This is a genomic window from Microbacterium azadirachtae, assembly GCF_000956545.1.
Classification (GTDB): Bacteria; Actinomycetota; Actinomycetes; order Actinomycetales; family Microbacteriaceae; genus Microbacterium; species Microbacterium azadirachtae.
Genome location: NZ_JYIT01000084.1, coordinates 92,369 through 117,131, shown reverse-complemented (window position 1 = coordinate 117,131; position 24,763 = coordinate 92,369). Strand labels below are relative to the sequence as shown.

At 71.5% G+C, this 24,763-nt stretch carries 21 protein-coding genes, 1 pseudogene and 1 riboswitch; of the genes and pseudogenes, 10 read left to right on the top strand and 12 right to left on the bottom strand.

All coding sequences use genetic code 11. From position 1 onward, the window contains the following. The first annotated feature begins 47 nt into the window (after nt 1-47). Both RL72_RS15565 and RL72_RS15560 read left to right on the top strand, forming a co-directional pair. Nucleotides 48-530, top strand: a complete 483-nt coding sequence (locus RL72_RS15565) for a GNAT family N-acetyltransferase (RefSeq protein WP_045251784.1) — start codon at nt 48-50, stop codon at nt 528-530. Beyond that, on the top strand, nt 527-961 hold the full coding sequence (locus RL72_RS15560) for a pyrimidine dimer DNA glycosylase/endonuclease V (RefSeq protein ID WP_045251783.1): 435 nt from the start codon (nt 527-529) through the stop codon (nt 959-961). Before RL72_RS15565 ends, RL72_RS15560 begins: the two co-directional genes overlap by 4 nt. 147 nt (nt 962-1,108) lie before the next feature. Here the strand turns inward: RL72_RS15560 and RL72_RS15555 are convergent, their stop codons facing one another. From RL72_RS15555 to RL72_RS15540, 4 genes are all read right to left on the bottom strand, one after another. After that, nucleotides 1,109-1,711 carry a histidine phosphatase family protein gene (locus tag RL72_RS15555; RefSeq protein WP_045251782.1) on the bottom strand — a complete coding sequence of 201 codons (603 nt, stop codon included), beginning with the start codon at nt 1,709-1,711 and terminating at the stop codon, nt 1,109-1,111. A gap of 73 nt (nt 1,712-1,784) precedes the next feature. Then, nucleotides 1,785-2,831 carry an aldo/keto reductase gene (locus RL72_RS15550; protein WP_045251781.1) on the bottom strand — a complete coding sequence of 349 codons (1,047 nt, stop codon included), beginning with the start codon at nt 2,829-2,831 and terminating at the stop codon, nt 1,785-1,787. A gap of 203 nt (nt 2,832-3,034) precedes the next feature. Continuing rightward, complete coding sequence (locus RL72_RS15545; RefSeq protein ID WP_045251780.1) at nt 3,035-5,311, bottom strand: polyribonucleotide nucleotidyltransferase; 2,277 nt, start codon at nt 5,309-5,311, stop codon at nt 3,035-3,037. A gap of 138 nt (nt 5,312-5,449) precedes the next feature. Continuing rightward, nucleotides 5,450-7,390: a GDSL-type esterase/lipase family protein gene (locus RL72_RS15540; protein ID WP_045251779.1), complete on the bottom strand. Its 1,941-nt coding sequence runs from the start codon at nt 7,388-7,390 to the stop codon at nt 5,450-5,452. A gap of 190 nt (nt 7,391-7,580) precedes the next feature. On the opposite strand from RL72_RS15540, the gene RL72_RS20150 reads away from it, so the two are divergent. Continuing rightward, nucleotides 7,581-7,751 carry a DUF5302 domain-containing protein gene (locus tag RL72_RS20150; protein WP_091477308.1) on the top strand — a complete coding sequence of 57 codons (171 nt, stop codon included), beginning with the start codon at nt 7,581-7,583 and terminating at the stop codon, nt 7,749-7,751. A 120-nt stretch (nt 7,752-7,871) separates the two neighbouring features. Further along, nucleotides 7,872-9,068, top strand: coding sequence for an aggregation-promoting factor C-terminal-like domain-containing protein (locus RL72_RS15535; protein ID WP_248700494.1), 1,197 nt, complete (start codon nt 7,872-7,874; stop codon nt 9,066-9,068). 10 nt (nt 9,069-9,078) lie between these two features. On the opposite strand, the gene RL72_RS15530 is transcribed toward RL72_RS15535, so the two are convergent. Continuing rightward, complete coding sequence (locus RL72_RS15530) at nt 9,079-9,564, bottom strand: SRPBCC family protein (RefSeq protein ID WP_045251778.1); 486 nt, start codon at nt 9,562-9,564, stop codon at nt 9,079-9,081. Between the two features lie 106 nt (nt 9,565-9,670). Next, a complete protein-coding gene (locus RL72_RS15525) occupies nt 9,671-11,119 on the bottom strand; it encodes a cation:dicarboxylate symporter family transporter (RefSeq protein WP_045251884.1) in 1,449 nt (482 codons plus the stop codon). 170 nt (nt 11,120-11,289) lie between these two features. On the opposite strand from RL72_RS15525, the gene RL72_RS15520 reads away from it, so the two are divergent. The 3 genes and pseudogenes from RL72_RS15520 to RL72_RS15510 form a co-directional block, all read left to right on the top strand. Further along, nucleotides 11,290-12,588, top strand: coding sequence for an ATP-binding protein (locus RL72_RS15520; protein ID WP_045251777.1), 1,299 nt, complete (start codon nt 11,290-11,292; stop codon nt 12,586-12,588). Beyond that, complete coding sequence (locus RL72_RS15515; RefSeq protein WP_045251776.1) at nt 12,585-13,268, top strand: response regulator; 684 nt, start codon at nt 12,585-12,587, stop codon at nt 13,266-13,268. Before RL72_RS15520 ends, RL72_RS15515 begins: the two co-directional genes overlap by 4 nt. 20 nt (nt 13,269-13,288) lie before the next feature. Continuing rightward, a riboswitch (FMN riboswitch) is annotated at nt 13,289-13,433 on the top strand. A 7-nt stretch (nt 13,434-13,440) separates the two neighbouring features. Beyond that, nucleotides 13,441-13,881: pseudogene (locus RL72_RS15510) on the top strand (6,7-dimethyl-8-ribityllumazine synthase); the annotation flags it as partial. Between the two features lie 73 nt (nt 13,882-13,954). On the opposite strand, the gene RL72_RS15505 reads toward RL72_RS15510, so the two are convergent. From RL72_RS15505 to efeU, 6 genes are all read right to left on the bottom strand, one after another. Next, nucleotides 13,955-15,307 (bottom strand): FAD-binding oxidoreductase, encoded by a 1,353-nt coding sequence (locus tag RL72_RS15505; protein WP_052674461.1) that lies wholly within the window; start codon nt 15,305-15,307, stop codon nt 13,955-13,957. 62 nt (nt 15,308-15,369) lie between these two features. Continuing rightward, nucleotides 15,370-16,014: an FMN reductase gene (locus tag RL72_RS15500; RefSeq protein ID WP_045251774.1), complete on the bottom strand. Its 645-nt coding sequence runs from the start codon at nt 16,012-16,014 to the stop codon at nt 15,370-15,372. A 1-nt stretch (nt 16,015) separates the two neighbouring features. Beyond that, on the bottom strand, nt 16,016-17,242 hold the full coding sequence (locus tag RL72_RS15495) for an LLM class flavin-dependent oxidoreductase (protein WP_248700502.1): 1,227 nt from the start codon (nt 17,240-17,242) through the stop codon (nt 16,016-16,018). A gap of 144 nt (nt 17,243-17,386) precedes the next feature. Continuing rightward, nucleotides 17,387-18,712 carry an iron uptake transporter deferrochelatase/peroxidase subunit gene (gene efeB / locus RL72_RS15490; protein ID WP_082072444.1) on the bottom strand — a complete coding sequence of 442 codons (1,326 nt, stop codon included), beginning with the start codon at nt 18,710-18,712 and terminating at the stop codon, nt 17,387-17,389. Between the two features lies 1 nt (nt 18,713). Then, nucleotides 18,714-19,943, bottom strand: a complete 1,230-nt coding sequence (efeO, locus tag RL72_RS15485; protein WP_045251772.1) for an iron uptake system protein EfeO — start codon at nt 19,941-19,943, stop codon at nt 18,714-18,716. Next, on the bottom strand, nt 19,940-20,932 hold the full coding sequence (gene efeU / locus RL72_RS15480) for an iron uptake transporter permease EfeU (RefSeq protein ID WP_045251771.1): 993 nt from the start codon (nt 20,930-20,932) through the stop codon (nt 19,940-19,942). The genes efeO and efeU overlap by 4 nt, the downstream gene beginning before the upstream one ends. Before the next feature lie 191 nt (nt 20,933-21,123). Here efeU and RL72_RS15475 point away from each other — a divergent pair, with 191 nt between their 5' ends. The 3 genes from RL72_RS15475 to RL72_RS15465 all read left to right on the top strand — a co-directional run bounded on the left by RL72_RS15475 (nt 21,124) and on the right by RL72_RS15465 (nt 24,684). Beyond that, nucleotides 21,124-22,128, top strand: a complete 1,005-nt coding sequence (locus RL72_RS15475; protein WP_045251770.1) for an isopenicillin N synthase family dioxygenase — start codon at nt 21,124-21,126, stop codon at nt 22,126-22,128. Nucleotides 22,129-22,253: 125 nt separating this feature from the next. Beyond that, nucleotides 22,254-23,465 carry an amidohydrolase family protein gene (locus tag RL72_RS15470; RefSeq protein ID WP_045251769.1) on the top strand — a complete coding sequence of 404 codons (1,212 nt, stop codon included), beginning with the start codon at nt 22,254-22,256 and terminating at the stop codon, nt 23,463-23,465. Further along, nucleotides 23,449-24,684: an MFS transporter gene (locus tag RL72_RS15465; protein ID WP_156156816.1), complete on the top strand. Its 1,236-nt coding sequence runs from the start codon at nt 23,449-23,451 to the stop codon at nt 24,682-24,684. Before RL72_RS15470 ends, RL72_RS15465 begins: the two co-directional genes overlap by 17 nt. Nucleotides 24,685-24,763: the final 79 nt, after the last annotated feature.

Sequence of the window (24,763 nt, the reverse complement as noted above, 5' to 3'; positions counted from 1 at the left end):
CGCGCGGCTGGCACCGGGGCGGGCCTCCGGGGCAATAGCGTCGGAGCATGCCCACGTTCCGGATCTCCTCCCCGGAGGACGCCGACGCCCACGCCGTACTCGTCGACTACTTCACGCTCCGCGCCGCGGACTTCCCCGGCGGGAACTACACCCCCACGTATCCGTCCGCCGCGGCGTTCCGCGCTCCGGACGGGGTCTTCCTCCTTCTCGAGGAAGAGGAAGCGGTCGTCGGCTGCGGCGGGATCCGCCGGGTGGCGATGCCGGACGGCGAGGGCGACGTGTTCGAGATCAAGCACGTGTTCCTGCGCCCCGAGACGCGAGGACGCGGTTGGGGCCGCCTGCTGCTGGACGAGCTGGAGGCACGCGCTCGCGCGCTGGGCGCCCAGGCGCTCGTGCTCGACACCCACCACACCCTGGAGGCCGCGGGACACCTGTACCGCAAGAGCGGCTTCGTGGAGATCCCCCGCTACAACGACAACCCCAACGCGACCCGGTGGTACCGGAAGGATCTGGAGGCGACACGCGCATGAGGCTCTGGTCCGTGCACCCCCGTTTCTACGACCGCCAAGCGCTCACGGCGTGCTGGCGCGAGGGCCTGCTCGCACAGGCGGTCATCGCCGACCCCTCCCGGCGCGGCTACGCGAACCACCCGCAGCTGCAGCGGTTCCGCGCGGCGCAGGATCCACTCGCCACGATCGGGGACTACCTGTCCTCGGTCGTGGACGAAGCCGACGCGCGCGGCTACCGGTTCGCGCGGGAGAAGATCCTGCGCACCGGTCCTGTCGAGCGGATCCCCGTCGCCCGCGGTCAGCTCGAATACGAGTGGGGGCACCTGCTGCGCAAGCTCCAAGTGCGGACACCGGCGGCGTGGGAGCGCTGGCACAGCCTGCCGCTGCCGGACCCGCATCCCCTGTTCGTCGTGGAGGACGGTCCGATCGCCGACTGGGAACGCGTCGGCTGACCCGGCTCCGGTCACCGGCCCGTCGTGACGATCAGCACAGGATGCGACGATCAGCACGCAGATTCGGCGATCTTGTGTGCTGACCGTCACCGGCTGTGCGGATCGTCGCAGCGATCGGGATCCGGGCCGCGCGGAGCGCCGGCGGGATCAGACCGCGAGCGGATCAGGGAGGCCCGTGCGCAGCTCCATGGGCAGATGGCTCAGGTCGTTGTGGGCGAGCAGGCTCCACGGACGTCCCTGCTTCTGCGCGATCACGGAGAGACCGCAGTTGGCCTGGTTCAACGTCATCCAGCGCCAGTCCGGCGCCTCCAGCACCTCGCGCACGAACCAGCCGATGACGAAGTTGTGGGTGATGAGCACCTCGTGCACGTCGCCCGCCTTGCGCACCAGGAACTCATTCACGGCGTCGCCCATCTGCGCCCGCCCCGCTTCGATCTCCGCCTCGGTGACGGATCCGAAGAACGGCTCGAACGCGGCGGGAGTCTCCTCGGTCATGCCGGTGGGCACGCAGTCGAAGAGCAGCGCGGACGGCTCCGCCTCGACGGAGGGGATCCGCTCAGAGATGGCGCGCGCCGTCTCTGCGGCACGCAGCAGCGGCGAGTGCCAGATCGCGTCGAGCGGAAGCCCGGAGAGGCGGTCGGCGATCAGCTCGGCCTGGCGCCGCCCGCGGGGCGAAAGAGGTCCGTCGGTGAGACCGTGCTCGGCGTCCTGATGTTCGCCGTGCCGGACAAGATAGATGTAATGGGTCACTACCGCTCGCCTCGTCTCCGACTCGGTGGCCGGGGTGCTCTCAGCCTATGTCACGGATCGGACACGGACAGGGTCAGCTCGCCGCCCGGGTGAGTTCCGCGAGCTGTGCGCGGCCGAGGGCGACGCCGGCCCCCTGCATGAGCTCGTCGACCTGCTCGGTCGCGAACGCGTTGACGATCGGCGCCGTGACGGTGCGCTGAGCGAGCAGCCAGCCGATCGCGACCGCGGCCACAGGGACCTGCAGTTCTTCGGCGGCGATGTCGAGCGCGCGGAGCACCTTGATGCCCCGGCGGTTGATGTTGCCGCGCAGCTGCATGCCTCGGACGCCCTGGAGCGACTGCTTCGAGCGGTGCCGGCCGGAGAGGAAGCCGTGTTCGAGCGCGTGCGACGGCGTGACCGCCAGGCCCTGCGCCGCCGCTACCAGTCGAAGGTCGCCTTCGAAGCCGACCCGGCGCAGCAGGTTGTAGGGCTCATCGAGCACCTCGATGCGCGGGTAGCCGGCCGAGGCCAGGATACGGGCCTCGACGAGCCGTTCCGGGGAGAATCCGAAGGCTCCGAGCACGCGCACCTTGCCGGCCTCGACGAGCCATTCCGCCGTCGCCAGCGTGTCCTCCAGGGTGCTGCCGTCGTCGACCGTGCCGTCGAGATACAGCACGTCGATGCACTCCACGCCGAGACGGTTGAGCGATGCCTCGACGGCGCGCACGAGGTTCACGGGACCGATGCCCGGGTTGTCGGGATGGCCGCCCACACGCACGCTCAGGACGATGTCGTCGCGGTTGCGGCGGGCGCCCAGCCAGCGCCCGATGATGTGCTCACTGCGCCCCGCGGCGAAGCTGTCGGCGGTGTGCACCGCATTGCCGCCGAACTCGGCGTAGCGATCGAGGATGCGCAGGGCGGTGTCGGCGTCGGTGTTCCAGCCGAACTCGGCGCCGCCCAGGATCAGCGGGAACGACCGGATACCGGTCTCGCCGATGGGCACCCGCAGGCTGGATCCGATGCCGGGCCCGACCACCGGGATCGGCGCAGACGGGTGCGGCGGGACGACCGCCGGTGCCGTCGTGACGGCATGCGAGACGCCATCGGTCGCGGACCCGGGTCCGACGCTGAAGAGACGCATGCGATCACCCCCGTGTCTGCTGCGTTGCGTTTCTGAGACGCACCCCCCGGTGCGGCTCCCTACGAGAGTAAGGGAGGCCTCGGACGGTTCCGTTCATTGAGACGGCCAGGAGAGGAACAATGCGTAACGGTTTCGTCACGAATACACGAAAAGGCCCGTCGTGTCCTCCTTTCGGCGGACACGACGGGCCTTTTCTGCAGGGATCAGACCTCGGCGGTCTCGGCGACCGGCTCGGCGGCGTCCGCCGGAGCCTCGTCGATGACGGGCTCGAGCGAGAGCTTGCCGCGGTCGTCGATCTTCGTGATCTTCACGAGGATCTTCTGGCCCACGGAGAGGACGTCGTCGACGTTCTCGACGCGCTTGCCCCCGGCGAGCTTGCGCACCTCGGTGACGTGCAGCAGGCCGTCCTTGCCCGGGAGCAGCGAGACGAACGCACCGAAGGTCGCGATCTTGACGACCGTTCCGAGGAACTGCTCGCCGACCTCGGGGTTGGTCGGGTTGGCGATCGCGTTGACCTGGGCGCGGGCGGCCTCGGCCGACGGGCCGTCGGTCGCGCCGATGTAGACCGTGCCGTCCTCCTCGATGGAGATCTGCGCGCCGGTCTCGTCCTGGATCGCGTTGATCGTCTTGCCCTTCGGGCCGATCAGCTCGCCGATCTTGTCCACCGGGATCTGCACGCTGATCACGCGCGGCGCCGTCGGGGCCATCTCGTCGGGGCTGTCGATCGCGGCGTTGAGCACGTTGAGGATCGTCAGACGCGCGTCCTTGGCCTGGGTCAGGGCGCCCGCGAGGACCTCGGACGGGATGCCGTCGAGCTTCGTGTCCAGCTGGATCGCGGTGACGAACTCGCTGGTGCCGGCGACCTTGAAGTCCATGTCGCCGAGAGCGTCCTCGGCGCCGAGGATGTCGGTGAGCGCCGCGTAGCGGGTCTCACCGTCGACCTGGTCGGACACGAGGCCCATCGCGATGCCGGCGACCGGGGCGCGCAGCGGCACACCGGCGTTCAGCAGCGACAGGGTCGAGGCGCAGACGGAGCCCATCGACGTGGAGCCGTTGGATCCGAGCGCCTCGGAGACCTGGCGGATCGCGTAGGGGAACTCCTCGCGGGTCGGGAGCACCGGCACGAGGGCGCGCTCGGCGAGGAAGCCGTGCCCGATCTCGCGACGCTTCGGCGAACCCACGCGGCCGGTCTCGCCGGTCGAGTAGGGCGGGAAGTTGTAGTGGTGCATGTAGCGCTTGCTCGTGGTGGGCGACAGCGAGTCGATCTGCTGCTCCATCTTGAGCATGTTCAGCGTGGTGACGCCCAGGATCTGGGTCTCGCCGCGCTGGAAGATCGCGGAGCCGTGCACGCGCGGGATGACCTGCACCTCGGCGTCCAGCGGACGGATGTCCGCGAGGCCGCGGCCGTCGATGCGGACGCCCTCGGTGAGGATCCGGCCGCGCACGATCTTCTTGGTGACCGACTTGTACGCCGCGGAGAACTCGCTGAGCGCGATCTCCGGCTGCTCGCCCGCCTCGACGGCGGCGACGAGCTCGGCCTTGACGCGGTCCTTGATCGCGTCGTCGGCGTTCTGGCGCTCCTGCTTGTCGGCGATCTGGTAGACGTCGACGAGCTCGGCGAACGCGCGGGACGAGACGAAGTCGAACGTCTCCTCGCTGTACGGCAGGAAGACCGGGTACACGCCCGGCTCCTTGGACGCGGTGGCGGCGAGCTGGGCCTGCGCCTCGACGAGCTGCTTCAGGAACGGCTTGGCGGCCTCGAGGCCCTGCGCGACGATGTCCTCGCTGGGCTTCGTGGCGCCGGCCTTGATCAGGTTCCAGCTTCCCTCGGTGGCCTCGGCCTCGACCATCATGATCGCGACGTCCTCGGTGCCGTCGCCCTTCGTGACGACGCGGCCCGCGACGACGAGGTCGAAGACGGCCTGCTCGACCTGCTCCGCGTTCGGGAACGCGACCCACTGGTCGGCGTGCTCGCCGTGGCCGGGGATGAACGCGAGACGCACACCGGCGATCGGGCCGGAGAACGGCAGACCCGAGATCTGGGTCGACGCCGACGCGGCGTTGATCGCGAGCGCGTCGTAGTACTCGCCCGGCGCGATCGAGAGCACGGTGATGACGATCTGCACCTCGTTGCGGAGACCGTCGACGAACGACGGGCGCAGCGGGCGGTCGATCAGACGGCAGACCAGGATCGCCTCGGTGGACGGACGGCCCTCGCGGCGGAAGAACGAGCCGGGGATCTTGCCGGCGGCGTAGGAGCGCTCCTCGACGTCGACGGTCAGCGGGAAGAAGTCGAAGCCCTCGCGCGGCGACTTGCTGGCGCTCGTGGCCGAGAGCAGCATCGTCTCCTCGTCGAGGTAGGCGGCGACCGCGCCCTGCGCCTGCTGAGCGAGACGACCCGTCTCGAAGCGGACGGTGCGGGTGCCGAAGCGGCCGTTGTCGAGAACGGCCTCGGTGGCAGTGATTTCAGGACCTTCCAAGAGGTCTCTCCTTCTTTGTTTAGGCTCGCTCTCCCGTGTGGAGCGCGAGCATGGACGGATGCGCACAGAGGCATCCCGTCCGATCCTATCAGCGGGAGGCGCCTCAGCCGTCCCCGACCGCGATCTCCCGGCGCGCGCTCAGACCTCGCTCGGCGCGCGCACGCCGCGCTCGCGCCCCAGGCGCATGTAGTCGTGGTGCTTGGCGCTGCGCCCGTCGCCCGCAGCGCGACCGTGCAGACGACGCCACACCCACGGCAGCGCGTGACGCCGCCACCACACCCCGGCACCCGTGCGCTCCGTGGCGTGCAGCACCTCGTCGAGGGCGCCGAGCTCGTCGGCCAGCGGCACGCCGAGGACCACGCCGACGCGATAGGCGAGGAAGCGATGGCCCCGGCTGGAGAGGTGCACCAGGTCCTCGCCCCAGTTCTCGCGGCGGGCGAGCTGGGGGTGCAGATCGGTGTCGACGAGGATCGCGCCCTGCCTGCGCGCGATGCCGGTCAGCGCGGTCGCCCACGCCGAGAACCGCCGGGCGTAGATCCGCGCCGCGGGGTTGCCCGGCAGGAACGCCGTGACCAGCACGACGTCGGCCCCCGACGCGCGCAGCCGGCGCACCGCATCCTCGAGCCGCGCGGCGAGCAGCGGGATCGACGCCCGCCGCTTCACCAGGTCGTTCGCCCCGATGAGGATCGAAACGAGATCCGGACGCAGCTCGAGCGCGCGGTCCAGCTGCGTCCCGCAGACGTCCTCGACGCGCTTGGAGCGGATCGCCAGGTTCGCGTAGTCCAGGGGCTCGCGCGCGGCCAGCAGCAGCGCCAGCCGATCCGCCCAGCCGCGGAGCCCGCCGTCGGGTCCCGGGTCGCACAGTCCCTCGGTGAGGGAGTCTCCGAGGGCGACGTAGCGACGCCACCGCTTGCGCTCCACCGCGACCGACAGCTCGGGCCGCACGGCCCGGGGCGCGCGCAGTCCCGCGTCCGCGCGATGCAGCTCCTGCGCCTCCGCGAAGTGACCGACGAGCTGCTCGCACACGGCGCTCCAGCTGCGCCGCTCCACCGCCTCGCGGCCCGCCCGCCCGAACGCCGCGCGCTTGCGCGCGTCGCCCGCCAGATCCCGCACCCGCTCGCGCAGGTCCTGCAGATCGCCGGGACGATAGAGCCAGCCGTCGATGCCCATCCGCACGAGATCCCGCGGACCGCCCCGGCCGGTCGCGACCACGGGGACGCCGCTCGCGTGCGCCTCCTGGAGCGTCTGGCCGAACGTCTCGCTCTCCCCCGGGTGCACGAAGACGTCGAAGGACGCCATCGCCTGGGCGAGCTCGGCACCGCTGAGATGCCCCAGGAACACAGCCCCGGGCAGCAGCGCCTGCAGACGGGGGCGGGACGGGCCGTCCCCCACGATCACGAGACGCACGCCGGGGATGTCCGCGAGCACCTGCAGATCCTCGACCTGCTTCTCCGGTGCGAGCCGGCCCACGTAGCCGACCACGACCTCCGCTCCTCCGCGATGCTCCCATGCCACTGCACGCCGGTCGGGGTGGAAGCGCTCGGCGTCGACGCCGCGCCCCCACCGGCGCACCCGATCGACCCCGAGGCGGGCCAGCTGCTGCTCCGACTCGGTCGACGGCGCGAGCGTCAGCGTGGCACGGCGGTGCAGGCGGGCGATGTGCGCCTCGGCCAGGGCCGTCGTGAGCGAGACGCCGTATCGCGCGGCGTAGGCCGCGACGTCGGTCTGGTAGGCGGCGACCGCGGGCACGCCGATGCGCTCCGCGGCGAGCGCTCCCCGCCAGCCGAGGGCGAACGGCGAGGCGAGATGCACGACGTCGGGCTCGAAGCGGGCCAGCGCGCCGGACAGCCGGTGCGCGCTCGACGTGCCCACCCGCACGGTGCGATAGCCCGGCAGGGCGACCGACGGGATGGGCTCGATGCGCGCGTGTCCGATCATGCGCGGCATGTCGGCGGCGGCCGGGGCGTACACCCGCGCCTCATGGCCGTGTCGTTCGAGATGGCGGAGGATCTGCAGGACGCTCCCGGTCACGCCGTTCATGTGCGGGAGGAAGGACTCCGTCACGATCGCTGCTCTCACGTGATCAGGATCCCGCTCCGCGACGCCGGGAAACGCCCGGGACGGGCGGCGTCGCGCACTGTTCACCGAATGCACCGCGATCGGTCACCGCGCGTCCTCCACGACGCCGCGCGCCGGTTCCGTCCCGTTCCTCCGGACGGCGGTCTGCTCCTCCGGCCCCTCGCGCGGAGACGGGGCTAGGCTGGCGCGCATGAGTACCGACGACACCGCCGCCGCGGACATGAAGCGCAAGTTCAAGGAGGCGCTCGAGAAGAAGAACGCCCAGCAGCATCGTGGCGAAGCGCATCTGGACGGCGACTCCGCCGTGCACGGCACGCATGCCGCGCAGACCAAGCGGGAGTTCCGCCGCAAGAGCGGCTGACCCGCCTCCATCCAGAAGGGGCGCCGGCGCGCGAACGCCGGCGCCCCTTCTGCGTCCGCCCGCGACAGGCGCTCCACGGATCGGGTGGCGATCCACAGACAACGGAGTTAGCGTCGAATGGTGAGCGACCCGAACCGCACCACGGCAGCGCCCCTGCGCCGGGGCCGCGCCGTGCGCCCGCTCGCGGCGTTCCTGACCGCGGCGGCGCTCCTCGCCGGACCGCTGCTGGCGACGCCGGCCCGCGCCGACGACTACCCGTCCTGGCAGGACGTGCAGAACGCCCAGGGCGACGAGCAGGCGACGCAGGATCAGATCTCGAAGGTCGGCGACGCCCTGGCGAGCACGCAGCAGAAGGCCGCGGAAGCGTCGACAGCGGCGCTGAAGGCGGGCCAGGCCGCGACCGCTGCGCGTGCCGACGCCGCGGCGGCGGCCGCCCGTGCCGACCAGCTCACCGCGCAGGCCGAGGCCGCCGCGCAGACCGCGCAGCAGACGCACGAGCGTGTCGGCACAGTGGTGGCCGGACGTGCGCGCACGGAGACCTCGTCGCCCCTGCCGGTGCGGCTGTTCACGTCCGCCCACCCCGATCAGCTGCTGACCCGGCTCGGCGTGATGCAGAGGCTCGACGCGACGTGGGCGAGCCTCAGCTCCCGGGCTCTCGCCGAAGAGGGCGTCGCCGCATCGCTGCGGGATCAGGCGCAGACGGCCCGTGCAGAGCGCGACCGGCTCGCCGCGGCCGCCGAGCAGGCCGCACAGCAGGCTCAGGCGGCCGCCGACGCGGAGGCCGCGGCGGTGCAGGACCTGCAGGGGCACATCACGACGCTGTACGCGCAGCTGGCGGCCCTGAAGAACACCACCGCCGACGTCGAGCGCCGCTACCGGATCGGACAGCAGGTCGCCGAGCAGGCCCGGGAGCAGGCCGCAGCCGCCGAAGCGGCCGCGGCTGCTGCGGCAGGGTCCGGCGGCGGAAGCGGCGGAGGCTGGGACGGCCTCGGCGGAGACGGCGTGAACGTCGATCCTGCCGGCGCGCAGGCCTACGCCGCCGGGCAGCTCGGCAACTACGGGTGGGGCCAGGACCAGTTCCCCTGCCTGTACCGGCTGTGGATGCAGGAGTCGAGCTGGCGGGCGGACGCCCTGAACCCGGACAGCGGGGCCTACGGGATCCCGCAGGCTCTCCCGGCCGACAAGCTCGCGGCGGCGGGGGCCGACTGGCGCACGAACGGGAACACCCAGATCGACTGGGGGCTGAGCTACATCCAGGGGCGGTACGGGTCCCCGTGCGGCGCCTGGGCGCACGAGGTCGCGAACGACTGGTACTGAGCGGACGCGCTCAGGGCGCGGCGAGCGCCGTGCGGGCCGCGTCGAGCACGACCGGATCCGCGCAGCCTCGTGCGAACCCGGCGATCCGCCGGCGGATCTCGTAGCCGAGGACCACGGATCCGATCCTCTCCGCGATCGGCGCGAGCCAGCCCGGTCGGCACGTGAAGTTGTACTTCCAGACGGCCCGCGTGCCCCCTTCGGCGGGTTCGAAGCGCCAGCCGGCGCCGAGGGTGCGGAAGAACCACGGCCCCTTCTCCATCGTCATCCCGACGTTGGTGGGCGGCGCGTACGAGACGTAGCGCGTGACCATCGACAGGCCGAACCGCTGCCGCGTGAATGTGCGCACGCCCTTGGCGGGCGACGTGGATCCGTCGAGGAAGTGCTGCTCGCTGATGAAGCCGTCCCAGCGCCGGCGCACCGGCCCCGTGGTCTGCGACACGGCGTACGCGAGGTCGGGCGGGATCGGGACGACGACAGCGGCCTGGACGACGGGCATGCTCCGACGCTATCGCCCTCCTCGCTCGACGGCGGACTCCGCAACGGACGGAGGCCGGGCAGGAACCTCGTACGGCTCCTGCCCGGCCCGGTCCGATGAGCTCGGTTCAGCCGCGTCCTGCGCGGGCGCGGGCGCGCTCCTGCTTCGCCGCCATCTCGTCGACGGCCGCACGGCCCAGCGTCTCGGTGCTGACCGGCTCCGCCCCCGCGCCCGGCGACGTGCCCGCCTCGTGCCCCACGCCGTCGAGCAGGGACTCGTCGAACGGCCGAGCGCCCGAGAGCACCTGGCGCACCTGCTCCGCGTCGATCTGCTTCGTCCAGGTGCCGATGAGGATCGTGGCCACGGCGTTGCCGGTGAAGTTGGTGAGCGCGCGACCCTCCGACATGAACCGGTCGATGCCGACGATCACGCCGACGCCGTTCACCAGATCGGGCCGGTAGGCCTGCAGTCCGCCGGCGAGCGTCGCGAGTCCCGCACCGGTGACGCCGGCGGCGCCCTTGCTCGCGATGATCATGAACACCAGCAGGCCGATCTGCTCGGGGATGGACATCGGCTGCCCCAGCCCGGTCGCGATGAACAGCGACGCCATGGTCAGGTAGATCGCGGTGCCGTCGAGGTTGAAGGAGTAGCCGGTCGGCACCGTGATGCCGACGACCGGCTTCGCCACGCCCAGGTGCTCCATCTTCGCGATCAGGCGCGGCAGCGCCGACTCCGACGAGGAGGTTCCGACGATCAGCAGGTACTCGCGGGCGAGGTACTTCATCAGCTGGAAGATGTTCACGCGGGCGACGAGCATGAGGATCCCGCCGAGGACGACGACGATGAACACGATGCAGGTCAGGTAGAACGCGCCGAGGAGGATCCCGAGGCTCCAGATCGCGGCGACACCGGTCTTGCCGACGACGGCGGCGATGGCGCCGAAGGCGCCGACCGGGGCGAGCCACAGGATCATGCCGAGCACGCGGAACACGAGCGTCTGCAGGTGCTTGATCGCGCCCATGATGGGGGCGCCGCGCTCCCCCAGCCCCTGCAGCGCGAAGCCGACCAGCAGCGCGATGAAGAGCACCTGCAGCACGCTCTCGCCGGTGAAGGCGCCGAAGAACGTGGCCGGGATGATGCCGAGGATGAAGTCCTGGGTCGTCTTGGCCTCGGTGGTGGTCGCCTGATAGGTGGCGCCCGCCATGTGCAGGCCCTCTCCCGGGTGGATGATGTTGCCCACGACCAGGCCGATCGCGAGGGCGAACGTCGACATCACCATGAAGTAGATCAGGGCGAGCCCCCCGATCTTGCCGACCGTCGCCGCCTTGGCGATGGATCCGACGCCGATCACGATCGTGCAGAAGATGATCGGCGCGATCATCATCTTGATCAGGCTCACGAAGCCCTTGCCGACGGGCTCGAGGCCCTGCGCGAACTGCGGGAACACGAGTCCCACCGCGATTCCGAGGGCCACCGCGATGAGCACGGACACATAGAGCCAGGTGTGCTTGTCCCAGGAGCTCTTGCCGCGGCGCCAGTCGTGCCGTGGGAGTGAGAAACCTTCGGTGAGAGCCATCATCGCCTCCGCTGGATTACAGGACGCCCGCACCACTTCGGGCGGGCCGTGCCGACCATCCTGCGGACGACCGGCAGGCGGGGACGAGTTCTGTTCGTATTGAAAGCGCGACGGACCCGGCGCGCACCGTGCGGCCTCGCGCATACTGGCTGAGGAGGTCAGGATCGGCGATGGCGACGACACGACGGGCGCGGGTGCGCAGCGCGGCATCGCGCGTCTTCGCGCTGCTGATCGGATCCGTGCTGCTGATCGGCGCGGCGATCGGCGTGTTCCTGACCTGGGAGGCGCAGACCTCGGCACGGCAGGAGGCCGAGCACGTCACCGCCGCGATCGCGCACGCCCTGTCAGCCGCGCCGCTCGTGCGGTCGGCCGTGACCGCGGGCGACCGTCCGGCCGCGGAGGCGAGCCTGCGCGCCTATGTGGAGTCGGCACGCACCGGCGCGGGTCTGGACTTCATCACGGTGATGGACCGGGACGGCGTGCGTCTCACGCACCCGGATCCCGCGCAGGTGGGCGGGCACTACCTGGGGACGATCCCCGCCGACGGACGCACCCTCACCGAGCAGTACACCGGTACGCTCGGCCCGTCGGTGCGCACGATCTCGCCCGTGCACGATGCCGGGGGCGCAGTCGTCGGCTGGGTCTCCGCCGGTGTCACGGTGGAGTCGCTCGCCGGAGCGCTGCTGCGCCGCTTGCCCGTGATCGTGCTGCTCACCCTCGCGGTCGTCGCCCTGGGCGCGGTGGGCGCGGTGCTCGCACGGCTCGCGACCCGCAGGATCACCGGCGACCTGAACGCCCGCGACGTGCGCGACGCCGTCGCGGGATTCGAGTCCGTGCGCACGCTCGGCGAGGCGCTGCGCGCGCAGACCCACGAGCACGGCAACCGGCTGCACACCGCACTCGCCCTGCTCGAACTCGATCGCAAGGACGAGGCGATCGCGCTGCTCTCGGACTCGTCGGTGCAGAGCCAGTCGGTGATCGACCAGATGACGCTGCGCGACGGGGACCCGACCGTCGCCGCGCTCCTACTCGGCAAGGCCTCGCAGGCCAAGGAGCGCCGCGTGCACTGGCAGGTCGTCGTCGATCCCACCGCGCCGCGCGCGGACCTGGATCCCGTCGACGCGGTCGCCGTGGTCGGCAACCTCATCGACAACGCGCTGGACGCGGCCGGCCAGGACGCGACCGACGACGCCGGTCGCTGGGTGCGGGTGGAGATCGCTCCCGCGGAAGGCGGCGAGGTCGCCATCACGGTCTCGGACAGCGGCCCTGGCATCCCGGCGGACCTCGGCGACCGCGTGTTCGAGCACGGCGTCTCCACCAAGCCCAGCGATCGAGCGGGACGCGGCGTCGGTCTCGCCCTGGTCCGCGACGTCGTGCAGGCGGCGGGCGGGAGCATCACGGTCACGAACGATCCCACGACCTTCCGCGTGACGCTTCCCGCGGCGCCGGCGAAGGCGCGACGTCGATGATCGGCGTCCTGATCGTCGACGACGATCCGCTCACGCTCGAGCTGCACACCGCTTACGTCGAGCGGCTCGACGGCTTCGCGGTGGTCGGTGAATGCACCGGCGTGCGCGCGGCGCTCACCGCGATCGCCGAGGTGGGCGACCGCATCGACCTCGTCCTGCTCGACATCACCATGCCGGACGGATCCGGGATCGACGTGCTCCGGCAGATCCGCGCCGCAGACGCGGACATCGACGTGATCGCGGTGACGAGCGTGCGCGAGGTCGACGCCGTGCGGAGGATGTCGGCGCTCGGGGTGGCCCAGTATCTGCTCAAGCCGTTCCCGTTCCGCGTGTTCCGCGAGCGCATGCAGCAGTACGCGGAGCGCCGGGCGCGCGCGATCGGCATCACGGGGGCGGCGAGCCAGGACGAGATCGACGCCCTCGTCGGCGGTCCGCCCACCGGTGCGGTGGTGCTGCCCAAGGGGCTCACCGCGGAGACGCTGCAGGCGGTCACCGCCGCCCTGCGCGCGCACGGCGAGCTGTCGGCCGGCGAGGCCGCGCCGCTCGTGGGGGTCTCCCGGGTGACGGCGCGCCGCTACCTCGAGCACCTGGTGGACGCGCGCGTCGCCACCCGCGCGCCCCGCTACGGCACCCCCGGACGGCCGGAGACGGCCTACCGGCTGGCGGGCGCCGGATCCTGACCGTCGCGATGATAGCGTCGTCCTGTCCTCAGGGCGGGGTGGAAGTCCCCACCGGCGGTGTCGCGGCCAAGCCGCGCGAGCCCGCGAACGGTCCCCATGGCGGGGACCGCCGATCCGGTGCGAACCCGGAGCCGACGGTCAGAGTCCGGATGAGAGAGGACAGAAGGAGCAGTGCACCATGCCCAGAATCGCCATCGTCGCCGCCCAGTGGCACGCAGAGATCGTCGACCAGGCCGTCTCCGCGTTCCGTGAGCGGCTGACCGAGCTCGGCATCGACGAGGTCGACGTCTTCCGCGTGCCGGGAGCGCTCGAGATCCCGCTGCATGCGAAGCGCCTGGCCGTCACCGGACGGTACGCCGCCATCGCGACCAGCGCTCTGGTCGTCGACGGCGGGATCTATCGGCACGACTTCGTCGCCGGGACCGTCGTGGACGCGCTGATGCGCGTGCAGCTGGAGACCGACGTCCCGGTGTTCTCCGCCGTGCTCACGCCGCACCACTTCCACGAGCACGCCGAGCATCGCGACTACTTCACCCGGCACTTCGCGGTGAAGGGGCGCGAGCTCGCCGACGCCGTCTCGGCGACCATCGAGAGCCTCGCGGCGATCGGCTGAGCCGAGCCGCCCGGCCCGCGGCCGCGCCTCGGCACAGTGCGAGGCGTGCCCGCGAGGCGTGCCCGCGGGGCGCTCAGCGCGGCAGGCGCCCTTCGTGAAGGATGCCGTCGGGGTCGGCGCTCGCGCGCACGGCACGCAGCCGATCGATGTCGGCCGACGTGCCGCAGCGCTCGAGCGTCTGACCCGGAGCGAGGAACGTGGGGATCGTGCGGTCGGCGGCCGCGGGGGCGAGGAGGGCGAGCAGGCCCGCGATGCTCGCGTCGCCCGGTTCGGCCGGGGCTCCGGGGAAGACCGGGACGAGGGCATGCAGCAGCCATCCGGCCGAGGCGAGTGAGGAGAACCCGGCACGACGCGGCGAGTCGAGCGCTCCGCCGAGCATCCTCAGGTCGATCCCGACGATCGGCCACTGCTCGGGCGCCTGCCGGAAGTCGACGAGAGCCGAGATCGTCGCGTCGTCGAGCTGCGCCAGAGCGAGCGCGGCCCCACGCCCCGGGGTCGGATCGGTCGGTTCGCCCGACGCTGCCGCGAGGGTTGCGGGCGACGTCGGGCCGACGAGCTCGCGCTGCACGGCCGCCGCACCGCGCAGGGCGTCGAGGAAGGCGTCGGCCGGGCCGTCCGAGGACAGCGCCTGCACGGAGAGGAAGCTGCGACCCCGGATCTCCTCGGGGAGCATCGGCGCGTCCGGCATGCGCATCGAGTTCGTGAAGACGTTCAGCGTCGCCGGCGCGTGCTCGGCGAAGTCGCGCACGGCGCGTATGACCGCGGCGGAGTCGGCCGCGTCGAACGTCAGGGCGGCCCCCCACTGCGCGGGTGCGCGGACCAGGTCGATCTCGAGCGCCGTGACGATGCCCGCGATCCCGCCGGCGCCGCGCAGAGCCCACATCGTCTCGGGATCGCTGACGTCGTCGACCCGCTCGTGCGTGCCGTCCGTACGCAGGACCCAGGCCGCACGCAGGTTGTCGGACCCGAGTCCCGCCGTCCGGCTGAACCAGGAGTGCCCGCCGCCGACCGTGTAGCCCGCGACGGAGACGACGGGGCTGGTGCCCGCAGGCGCCGCCCAGCCGGTGCCCTCGAGCGCTGCGACAACGGCGCCCCAGCGCACCCCGCTGCCCACCACGACGACGCCGGCGTCGAGATCGACGTCGAGCCGGTCGAATGCGGCCGTGCGCACGATCAGGGCGCCGGCCAGGTCGCCTGAGGCGCCGTGGCCGCTGGGCTGCACGGCGATCGGGGTGCCGGCGTCGCGCGCGGCGGCGAGGAGCCGCCGCAGGTCGTCGAGCCCGGCGGGCGTCGCGACGGCGGCGGGCGTCTGATCGATCGCGAGGTTCCAGGGGCGGCGTGCCGCATCGAACCCGTCGTCCCCGGAGAGCAGGACGGGGCCGTCGAAGGTGCCGCTGAGGGCGTGGAGCGCAGAGGGAAGGGGCATGCCGTCACCCTACGATGCCGCACCGACATCGCAGGGGCGTCATGCCCCTTCCCTCCCCTCGGCTACTCGCCCGCGAGACCGCCGAGCAGGTGACCGAAGGAGCGGCCCTCACCGAGATAGCTGCCCGGATCGAACGGATCCTTGTCCGCGGCCGGCTCGCGCCGCGCCATCGCCGCGGCGAGCTCCCGCGCGCCGCGCTCGATGCGCGTGCTGAGCGGGGCGACGTCGTCGGCCTTCGCGCCCCAGTCGCTGGATGCGGCGAACACGCCCGTCGAGACCGGCTCCGCGTGCAGGTACGTGAACAGCGGGCGGATCGCGTAGTCGATCGCGAGCGAGTGCCGCGCCGTCCCGGCGTTCGCGCCGATCAGCACGGGCTTGCCCGTCAGGGCGTCCGGGTCGAGCACGTCGATGAACGACTTGAACAGCCCCGAGTAGCTCGTCGAGAAGATGGGCGTGACCACGATGAGGCCGTCGGCCGAGACCACCGTGTTGATCGCCGAGTCCAGCGCCGGCGGCGCGAATCCGGTGAGCAGGTTGTTGGTGATGTCGTGCGCGAGGTCGCGCAGCTCGATGACGTCCACGCTCACCTCGGATCCGAGCTCGGTGAGCCGGTTCGCGGTCTCGGCCGCGAGCCGATCCGCGAGCATCCGCGTGGAGGACGGGTTGCTGAGTCCGGCGGAGATCACCGCGATGCGACGCGCGCCCATCTCAGTTCGCCCCCTTCGTGGCCGCAGCGCCGAACGCCGCACCGGCCTGCGTCTCTCGACGGGCCGGGACCGCGCCGCCGTCCTGGTAGGGCGAGCCGGCCGTCAGGTTGTCGCCGCGGTTCGCACCGGGACGCGCTTCACGCGCCGGTCCGTCGCCGTAGACCGCCTTCACGCGGGCGGCGTGGGTGGGCGCGTCGGGGACGGACGCCGGACGGTTCTGGGCGAGCTCCTTGCGCAGCACCGGCACGACCTCGCCACCGAGGATGTCGAGCTGTTCGAGCACGACCTTGAGCGGCAGTCCGGCGTGGTCCATGAGGAAGAGCTGGCGCTGGTAGTCGCCGTAGTGGTCGCGCATGGCGGCGTAGCGGTCGATCACCTGCTGGGGCGAGCCCACGGTGAGGGGCGTCATCTCGGTGAAGTCCTCCATGGAGGGACCGTGACCGTAGACCGGCGCGTTGTCGAAGTAGGGGCGGAACTCGTCCACCGCATCCTGCGAGTTCGCGCGCATGAACACCTGGCCGCCGAGGCCGACGATCGCCTGCTCGGGGGTGCCGTGGCCGTAGTGCGCGAAGCGCTGCCGGTACAGCTCGATGAGGCGCTGGTAGTGCTCCTTGGGCCAGAAGATGTTGTTCGCGAAGAAGCCGTCGCCGTAGTAGGCGGCCTGCTCGGCGATCTCGGGCGTGCGGATCGAGCCGTGCCAGACGAAGGGGGCCACGCCGTCGAGGGGGCGCGGAGTGGAGGTGAAGCCCTGCAGCGAGGTGCGGAACTTGCCCTCCCAGTCCACGACGTCATTGGTCCACAGCTCGTGCAGCAGCGCGTAGTTCTCGATCGCGAGCGGCAGGCCCTGCCGGATGTCCTTGCCGAACCACGGGTACACCGGTCCGGTGTTGCCGCGGCCCATCATGAGGTCCATGCGGCCGCCGGAGACGTGCTGCAGCATCGCGTAGTCCTCGGCGATCTTCACCGGGTCGTTCGTGGTGATCAGCGTCGTGGACGTGGAGACGATCAGCCGCTCGGTCTGCGCGGCGAGGGCGGCGAGGAAGGTCGTCGGGCTCGACGACCAGAACGGCGGATTGTGGTGCTCGCCGATCGCGAAGACGTCGAGGCCGACCTCTTCGGCGTGCTTGGCGATCGTGAGGGTGTTCTGGATCCGCTCGCGCTCGCTGGGGGTCTCCCCCGTGACCGGGTTGCGGGTGATGTCGCTGACCGACATGAGGCCGAACTGCATGCCCGACCAGGTGCTCGACTCGCTCACTGCTGTCTCCTTCAGATTTCTATTCACTTGAATATATCTGGTGAAACGTCTGCCTCTCAGAAGTATTCCCCGGATCCCGGATGCCGGCCAGCGCGGATCCGGGGAGCCTGCGCAGCGTCAGGCGAACAGCCCCGCGCCGACGTAGGAGCCCTTCTCCGCCCCGGGCGGGATCGCCCAGATCCCGGAGCCGATGTGCCGGATGTACTCGCTCATGAGATCCGTCGACAGGCGCTTCTGCAGGGTGACGAACTGCTCGGGCGAACGCTGATAGGAGAGGAAGAAGAGCCCGGCGTCCAGGCGGCCCAGGTCGTTGTTGCCGTCGACGTAGTTGTAGCCGCGGCGCAGGATCCGGATCCCGTCGTTGACCGTCGGATGCGCCAGGCGCACGTGGGAGTGCTCGTCGATCGCCGAGCCGGAGAAGACCGGCTCGGTCGTCTCGCCACCACCGGACAGCGGAGCCCCGCTGCCCTTGGCCCGTCCGATGGTGCGGTCCTGCTCGGCCAGGCGCAGCCGATCCCACGTCTCGACGAGCATCGCGATCTTGCGGGCCACCAGGTACGAGCCTCCGGCCATCCACTGCGGCTCGTCCTCCTCCCCCACCCAGACGTGTTCGGCGAGCGCCTTCGCGTCGTCCGCCAGGATGTTCGCGGTGCCGTCCTTGTATCCGAAAAGGTTGCGCGGCGTCTGCTGGTCGGCCGACGTGCGCGACGTGCGCCCGAAGCCGAGCTGGGACCAGCGCAGCCGGGCCCGGCCGAAGGCGATGCGGCTCAGGTTGCGCACCGCGTGCACCGCCACCTGCGGGTCGTCGGCGCACGCCTGGATGCACAGGTCTCCGCCGGTGTAGGCGGCGTCGAGCGCATCCCCGACGAATCCGGGGAGCTCGGCGAGGACGGCCGGGCGCCGGGATGCGATCCCGAACCGGTCGCCCTCGGCGAGGAACAGCGACGGGCCGAGGCCGATCGTGAGGGTGAGCCCCGCGGCGGTCAGCCCCTGCGCCTCCCCGGTGTCGTCCGGAGGCGCCTCGGGAGAGCCGCCCACAGCGCCCGCGGCGCTCACGTCGAGCCCCTTCGTGAGACGCGATGCGGCGTAGCTCCAGTCCTGGAGCAGGGAGATCAGGTCGTCGCGGCTCGCGCGCGGCATCATGTCGAAGCTCGCGAAGTGCAGGTGCTCCTGGACGCGGGTCGTGATGCCGGCCTGATGCGCGCCCTCGAAGGCGTACTCGTCCGCCGCGGGCGTGCCGGCCAGGACGCCGCTGGACGCGATCGCCGCCGCGCCGCCGGCTCCGGCGGCGATCCCGGCCACACCGCTGCCGAGCGCCCAGCCGATGAGGCCGCGGCGGCTGATGCCGGGCCGGTCGCTCTGCTCCGCCGCGCGGGAGTCTCCCGGGGCGGATGCCTCCGGGGCCGACGGGATCTGTTCCTCCGCGGGATCGGGGACGCTCATGTCAGCCGAGGATCGTGCTGGTGAGCTTGGAGAGCGGCTCGGCGAGCGCGTTCAGCAGATCCGTGAGGTCGCGCTTCTGCGTCTCGGTGACCGTCGAGTAGGGCGCGAAGCCGTCCTTCAGCGAGCCGTGGACCGCGAGCTCGGCCTCGAGCGCCGAGAAGCCGCGGTCGATCTGCCCCACGAGCTTCTTGCCCTCCGCACCCTTGCTCTCCGCGAACTCGCGCACCACGGAGAACGCCATCTTGGATCCCTCGACGTTCGCGGCGAAGTCGGAGAGGTCGGTGCCCGACCACCAGTCCTCCTCACCGGTGATCTTGCCGTTGGCCACCTCGTCCAGCAGGGAGATCGCCCCGTTGGAGATCCCCGCGATCCCCTTGGCCTCGAGGTCCTTCACGAACGCGTCCGAGTGCACGTGGTCGAAGAGCTCCTGCAGATCGGCGAGGAGCTTGTCGGCGAACGCCGCACGCTCGGCGGGCGTCGACGGCGCCCAGTCCTGGGTCGCGGGCGTCGTGCCGTCCGAGTTCACGGCACCGGCAGCCGGAGCCCACAGATCCTTCTCGATGCGGTGGAAGCCCGTCCAGTCGATGCCCTCGGCCTTGGCGTCGAGCTCTCGGAAGTCCAGGCGGGGGTCGAGAGTTCCGAGCTGCTCGGCGACCGGCTCGATGCGCTCGTAGTAGGAGCGGACGGTCGCGAACTGCGTCTTCGCAGCCGCATCGTCGCCGTTGCGGTACGCGTCGGTGAACGCCTTCGCCGCCGGGATCAGCTGCCCGACCTGGTCCTTCACGTACGCGGCGTACTGGGTGAGCGCCTTCTGCTTCTGCGCGGCGTCTCCGCCGTTCTCCGCCACCTTCGCCCCGGTCACCGAGAACGCCGCCTTGCCGACGCCGGATCCGATCATGCCGGGCTTGCAGACGGTGAAGTACTTGCCGGGCTGGGCGACCACGGTCAGCGTGCGCGCCGCACCGGGCGCCACGTTCTCGACCTCGCCCACGATCCGCACGCCGTCCTCCGCGAGGAGATAGAACTCGGTGACCTCCTCGCCCTTGTTGCTGACGTCGAACGCGAGGGTGCCGCTGCTCGCGGTGCCCGCCGAGACGGTGCAGGCGTCCGCCGTCGACGACACCGTGAGCCGTCCGGCGGCGGCGACGTCGCTCTTCGCGACGCAGCCGGTGAGGGCGAGACCGAGGACGGTCACCGCGCCGAGCACGGCGATGGGGCGGGAGAGAGTCATGAGGCTCCTTCGGAAGAGACGGTCGTCGGCGCGATGTGCGCAGCCGACGGCTCCGCGGCGACGAGCGCCGGCGCGGACGAGGGGACGGAATCGGAGACGGAGGGGGCGGCGGCGCGCGGGGCGGCGCGGCGCAGGCCGCGCACGAAGAGCGTGCCGACGATCGCCAGGTACAGCACCCAGGCGATCACCTGGATCCAGCTCATCCTCGGCATGAAGCCCACGACGGCCTGGAGCAGCACCGCGAGCGCACTGTCCGGGCGGATCGCCGCCGAGACGTCGAAGGCCCATCCGAACGGGAAGCCCGCCGCGCCCACGAGCACGGCTCCGGCGCCGTCGAGCGGCGCGGCGGAGGTGAAGGGGCCCGGCACGACGCCGGCCTCCTGCAGATCGCTGATCGCGTACGCGAGCACGCCCGCGGCGATGACGACGAGGAAGCCGCCGGTCCAGGTGAAGAAGCGGGAGAGATCCAGCCGCACGGCGCCGCGCGAGAGGAGCCAGCCGGCGAGGACGGCGACGACGAGGCCGAGGGCCGCGCCGAGGATCGCCGAGGGCGCGTCCCCGAACGACTGCACCATCGACCAGAGCAGCAGCGTGGTCTCGACGCCCTCCCGGGCGACCGACACGAAACCGACCAGGATGAGCGCCCACACGGTGCCCGTCTCGAGCGCACGATCCACGCCGCCCTGCAGGGTGGCCTTCATGGTGCGCCCCGCCTTGCGCATCCAGAAGATCATCCAGGTCACCATGGCGACTGTGACGAGCGACAGCGTGCCGCCGATGATCTCCTGTCCCTGGAACGTGAGGGCGTAGGCGCCGAACGTCAGCACCGCGCCGATCCCCAGGGCGAGCAGCACGGCCGCGCCGACGCCGATCCACAGACGCGGCAGCACGTCCTTGCGATCGAGCCGCTTCAGGTAGGCGACGAGGATGCCGACGACGAGCGCGGCTTCGAGGCCTTCACGAAGGCCGATGAGGAAGGTGGCGAACACGGAGGGACTGTTCCTGACGAGTTTCTGAGGTAAGGCATCCCTTACCTCAGAAAACTGTAGCATCCGTCCCGTCGCGCTCCCGCATCCCGAGACGCCTCCCCGGAACACCTCCCGGCGCGGGCCGACGGCGTCCGCGAGTAATCCACGGCAACATTCGCGCCGACGGCGACGAGCCGATCTAGCCTCGCCTCATGGCCGAACTGAACCTTCCGATCCTCGATCTCTCCCAGCTCGACGCCGGCCCCGAGGCCGCGGCGCGTTTCCGCGACGACCTGCGCGCGGCGACGCACGACGTCGGCTTCTTCTACCTCACCGGAACCGGTGTCACCCCCGAGCTCGAGGCACGGCTGCACCAGGCGGCCAAGGACTTCTTCGCCCTGCCCGAGGCCGACAAGCTCGCGATCGAGAACGTGAAGAGCCCGCACTTCCGCGGCTACACCCGGATCGGCGGCGAGCGCACGCAGGGCGCCGTGGACTGGCGCGAACAGATCGACATCGGCTCCGAGCGCGCCGCCGTCGAAGGCGGCCCCGGATACAACCGGCTGATCGGCCCGAACCTCTGGCCCGAGGCGCAGCCCGAGCTGCGCGAGATCGTCGAGGAGTGGCACGAGCACCTCTCCGGCGTCGCCCGCAAGCTCCTCCGGGCCTGGGCGCTCGCCCTGGGCGCGGACGAGGGGTACTTCGAGGAGAACTTCGGCGACCCCTCCACCCTCATCAAGATCGTCCGCTACCCCGGCACGCACGAGCCCGAGCCGCAGCAGGGCGTCGGCGCCCACAAGGATTCCGGCGTGCTCACGCTGCTGTGGGTCGAGCCCGGCAAGGGCGGCCTGCAGGTCGAGCGCGACGGCACCTGGGTCGACGCCCCGCCGGTCGACGGCGCGTTCGTCGTCAACATCGGCGAGCTCCTCGAGTACGCGACCGACGGCTACCTCAAGGCGACGAACCACCGCGTGGTCTCGCCGAAGGCTCCGGACGAGCGGATCTCGATCCCCTTCTTCTTCAACCCTGCGCTCGACGCGCGCCTGCCGCTGATCGAGCTGCCCGCCGAGCTCGCGGCACAGGCACGCGGCGTCACCAAGGACCCGTCGAACCCGATCCACGCCCTGTACGGCGAGAACGCGCTGAAGTCCCGTCTGCGGGCGCACCCCGACGTCGCGGCGATCCATCACGCGGATCTGGTCGGCACTCCGGCCTGAGACCTCCGCGCGCGAGCGGATCCGGGATTCCGCACAGAGCGCTGGCTCCGAGAATGGTATACCATTCCTTTCGGCGCCGGCGCTCTGTCGTGTCCCGCCGAATCCGTCCCGCACCGAGGAGTTCCATGCTGATTCGTGACGTCCGCCCGTGGGGCGGTTCCGCATCCGACGTCGTGATCGAGGACGGCCGCATCGGCGCCGTCCGACCGCACGACCGCACCGTCCCGCTCGGGGCGGGGGATGTGGACGGCCGGGGGCGACTGCTCCTCCCCTCGTTCAGCGATGTGCACGTGCATCTGGACTCCACGCGCCTCGGCCTCCCCTTCCGCGAGCACACGGGTGCACCCGGCGTCTGGGCCATGATGCTGAACGACCGCGCCCATTGGCGCAACACCGACGTTCCGCACGCCGAGATCGTCGCGGGCACCCTGGAGCGCATGATCGCCCGCGGGACCACGCGGGTGCGCTCGTACGCACAGGTCGATGTGGACTGCAAACTGGAGAAGTTCGACTCGGTGATGGCGGCCAAGGAGAAGTTCGCCGGTGCCGCCGACGTGCAGGTGATGACCTTCCCGCAGGCCGGCATCCTGCTCGAGGAGGGAACCGTCGACTACCTGGAGGAGTCGCTCCGGCAGGGCGCGGACGTGATGGGGGGCATCGACCCCTCCCAGCTCGACCGCGACCCGGTCCGGCATCTCGACATCGTGTTCGGTCTGGCCGAGAAGTACCAGGTAGAGGTCGACATCCACCTGCACGAGCCGGGACACCTCGGCGTGTTCAGCACCGAGCTCGTGCTCGAGCGCGTGCGCGCACTCGGCATGCAGGGCAAGGTGACGATGTCGCACGCCTACGAGCTCGGCGGCGTGGACGAGGCGACCAGCCGACGTCTCATCGAGGCGTTCGCCGAGCTGGACATCGCGATGGCGAGCGTCGCGCCGGCGGCCCGCAACCAGCTCCGGCTCGTCGACCTCGTCTCGGCGGGTGTGCGGTTCGGCCTCGGAGAGGACGGCCAGCGCGACTACTGGAGCCCGTACGGCAACGCGGACATGCTGGATCGCACCTGGCAGCTCGCGTTCACGAACAGCTTCCGCCGGGACGAGCACATCGAGATGTGCCTTGCCGTCGCGACGATGGGCGGCGCTGCGATCATGTCCCACGACGTGCCCCGGCTCACCGGCGTGCAGGATCGCCCTGGTACAGCCGTCGGCGACCGGGCGGATCTGCTGATCGTGGACGGAGAGACGCCGACCAGTGCCGTGATGGACCGCGGCACCGACCGCACGGTCCTGCACGATGGACGCGTCGTCGCGGACGGGCTCCGTGTCCTCGCCGGCTGAGCGGGCGCGCGGAGTCGACGAAGGCACGGTTCTCTCCAGCCCCGCGGGCCACCCCACGGCGACGGGCGCGGCGCGTGCGCTCGCGCTCACCGCGGCGCTCCTGGTCGGCGTCAACCTGCGGCCCGCGATCACGTCGGTCTCGACCCTGCTGGACGCGCTCAGCCATACCTACGGCCTGGATCCGCTGCAGCGCGGGATCCTCGGCGCTCTGCCGATCGTCACGTTCGGCCTCGCCGCCCCGCTCGGTCCGCTGCTGGCCCGACGGATCGGCGTGCACCGCGCGCTCGCGACGGCGATGGTGCTGCTGGCCGTCGCGCTCGGCGTGCGGGTGCTCGCCTCGTGGACCCTCCTGCCCGGCACCTGCCTGGCCGGGATCGCGATCATGATCGGGGCGACGCTGCTGCCGCCGTTCCTGAAGTCGCTCGGCGCGAGCGGACTCTGGGTGGGCCTGAGCAGCATGTCGTTCGGCGTGGGCGCCGCGCTCGGTGCGAGCCTGTCCGTTCCGATGTCCCGGCTGTTCGGCGCACCGTCCCCGTCCCTCGCGGCCTGGGCGATCCTGGCCGCCGCGGCGGCCGCAGCCATGTTCGCGGTGTCCCCGATCCCCGCCGCCGCCGCGTCGGCAGGCTCCCGGATGCGCACCCGGATCCCGCCCTCCGCGCGTCCGACCGTCGCGCTCGTCACCGCCGTGTTCGCCCTCCAGGCCCTGCTCTACTTCTCCGTCACCACCTGGCTGCCCCTGCTCCTGGTCTCCCGCGGCGCCGATGCGGCCCATGCCGGGGGCCTGCTCGCCTGGTTCAGCATCATCGGCCTGATCCCCACGCTCGTCGCCCCGGTGCTGGCGCGGCGCCGAGGGATCCTGACCTGGTTCGGCCCCGGTCTGGGGGTGGTGATGATCGTCGGCTTCCTCTGGTTCGCCTTCGACGGCTCGCCCGACGCCGTGATCGTCACGATGCTGGGCATCGTGCAGAGCGCGGCCTTCGGGCTCGGCATGGGCCTCATCGTCAGCCTGGCCGCCGACGCGGCGTCCGCCGCACCGCTGTCGGCGATCGCGCAGGGCGTCGGCTACGCCGTCGCGGGACTGGGATCGTTCGCCCTCGGCGCGCTCCACGACGCCACCGACGGCTGGAGTGCGCCGCTGATCGCGATGGCGGTGATCTCCGCCGCGTTCTCCGTCGCAGTTGCCCTGGTCATCCGCCGGTCCCCGGTGTCGCTCCACTGACGATCGGCAGCACCGCTCGGGGTTCGCGGCACCGGGCAAAGATCGAGGCCCGCCCCACACCGTGGGACGGGCCTCGCAA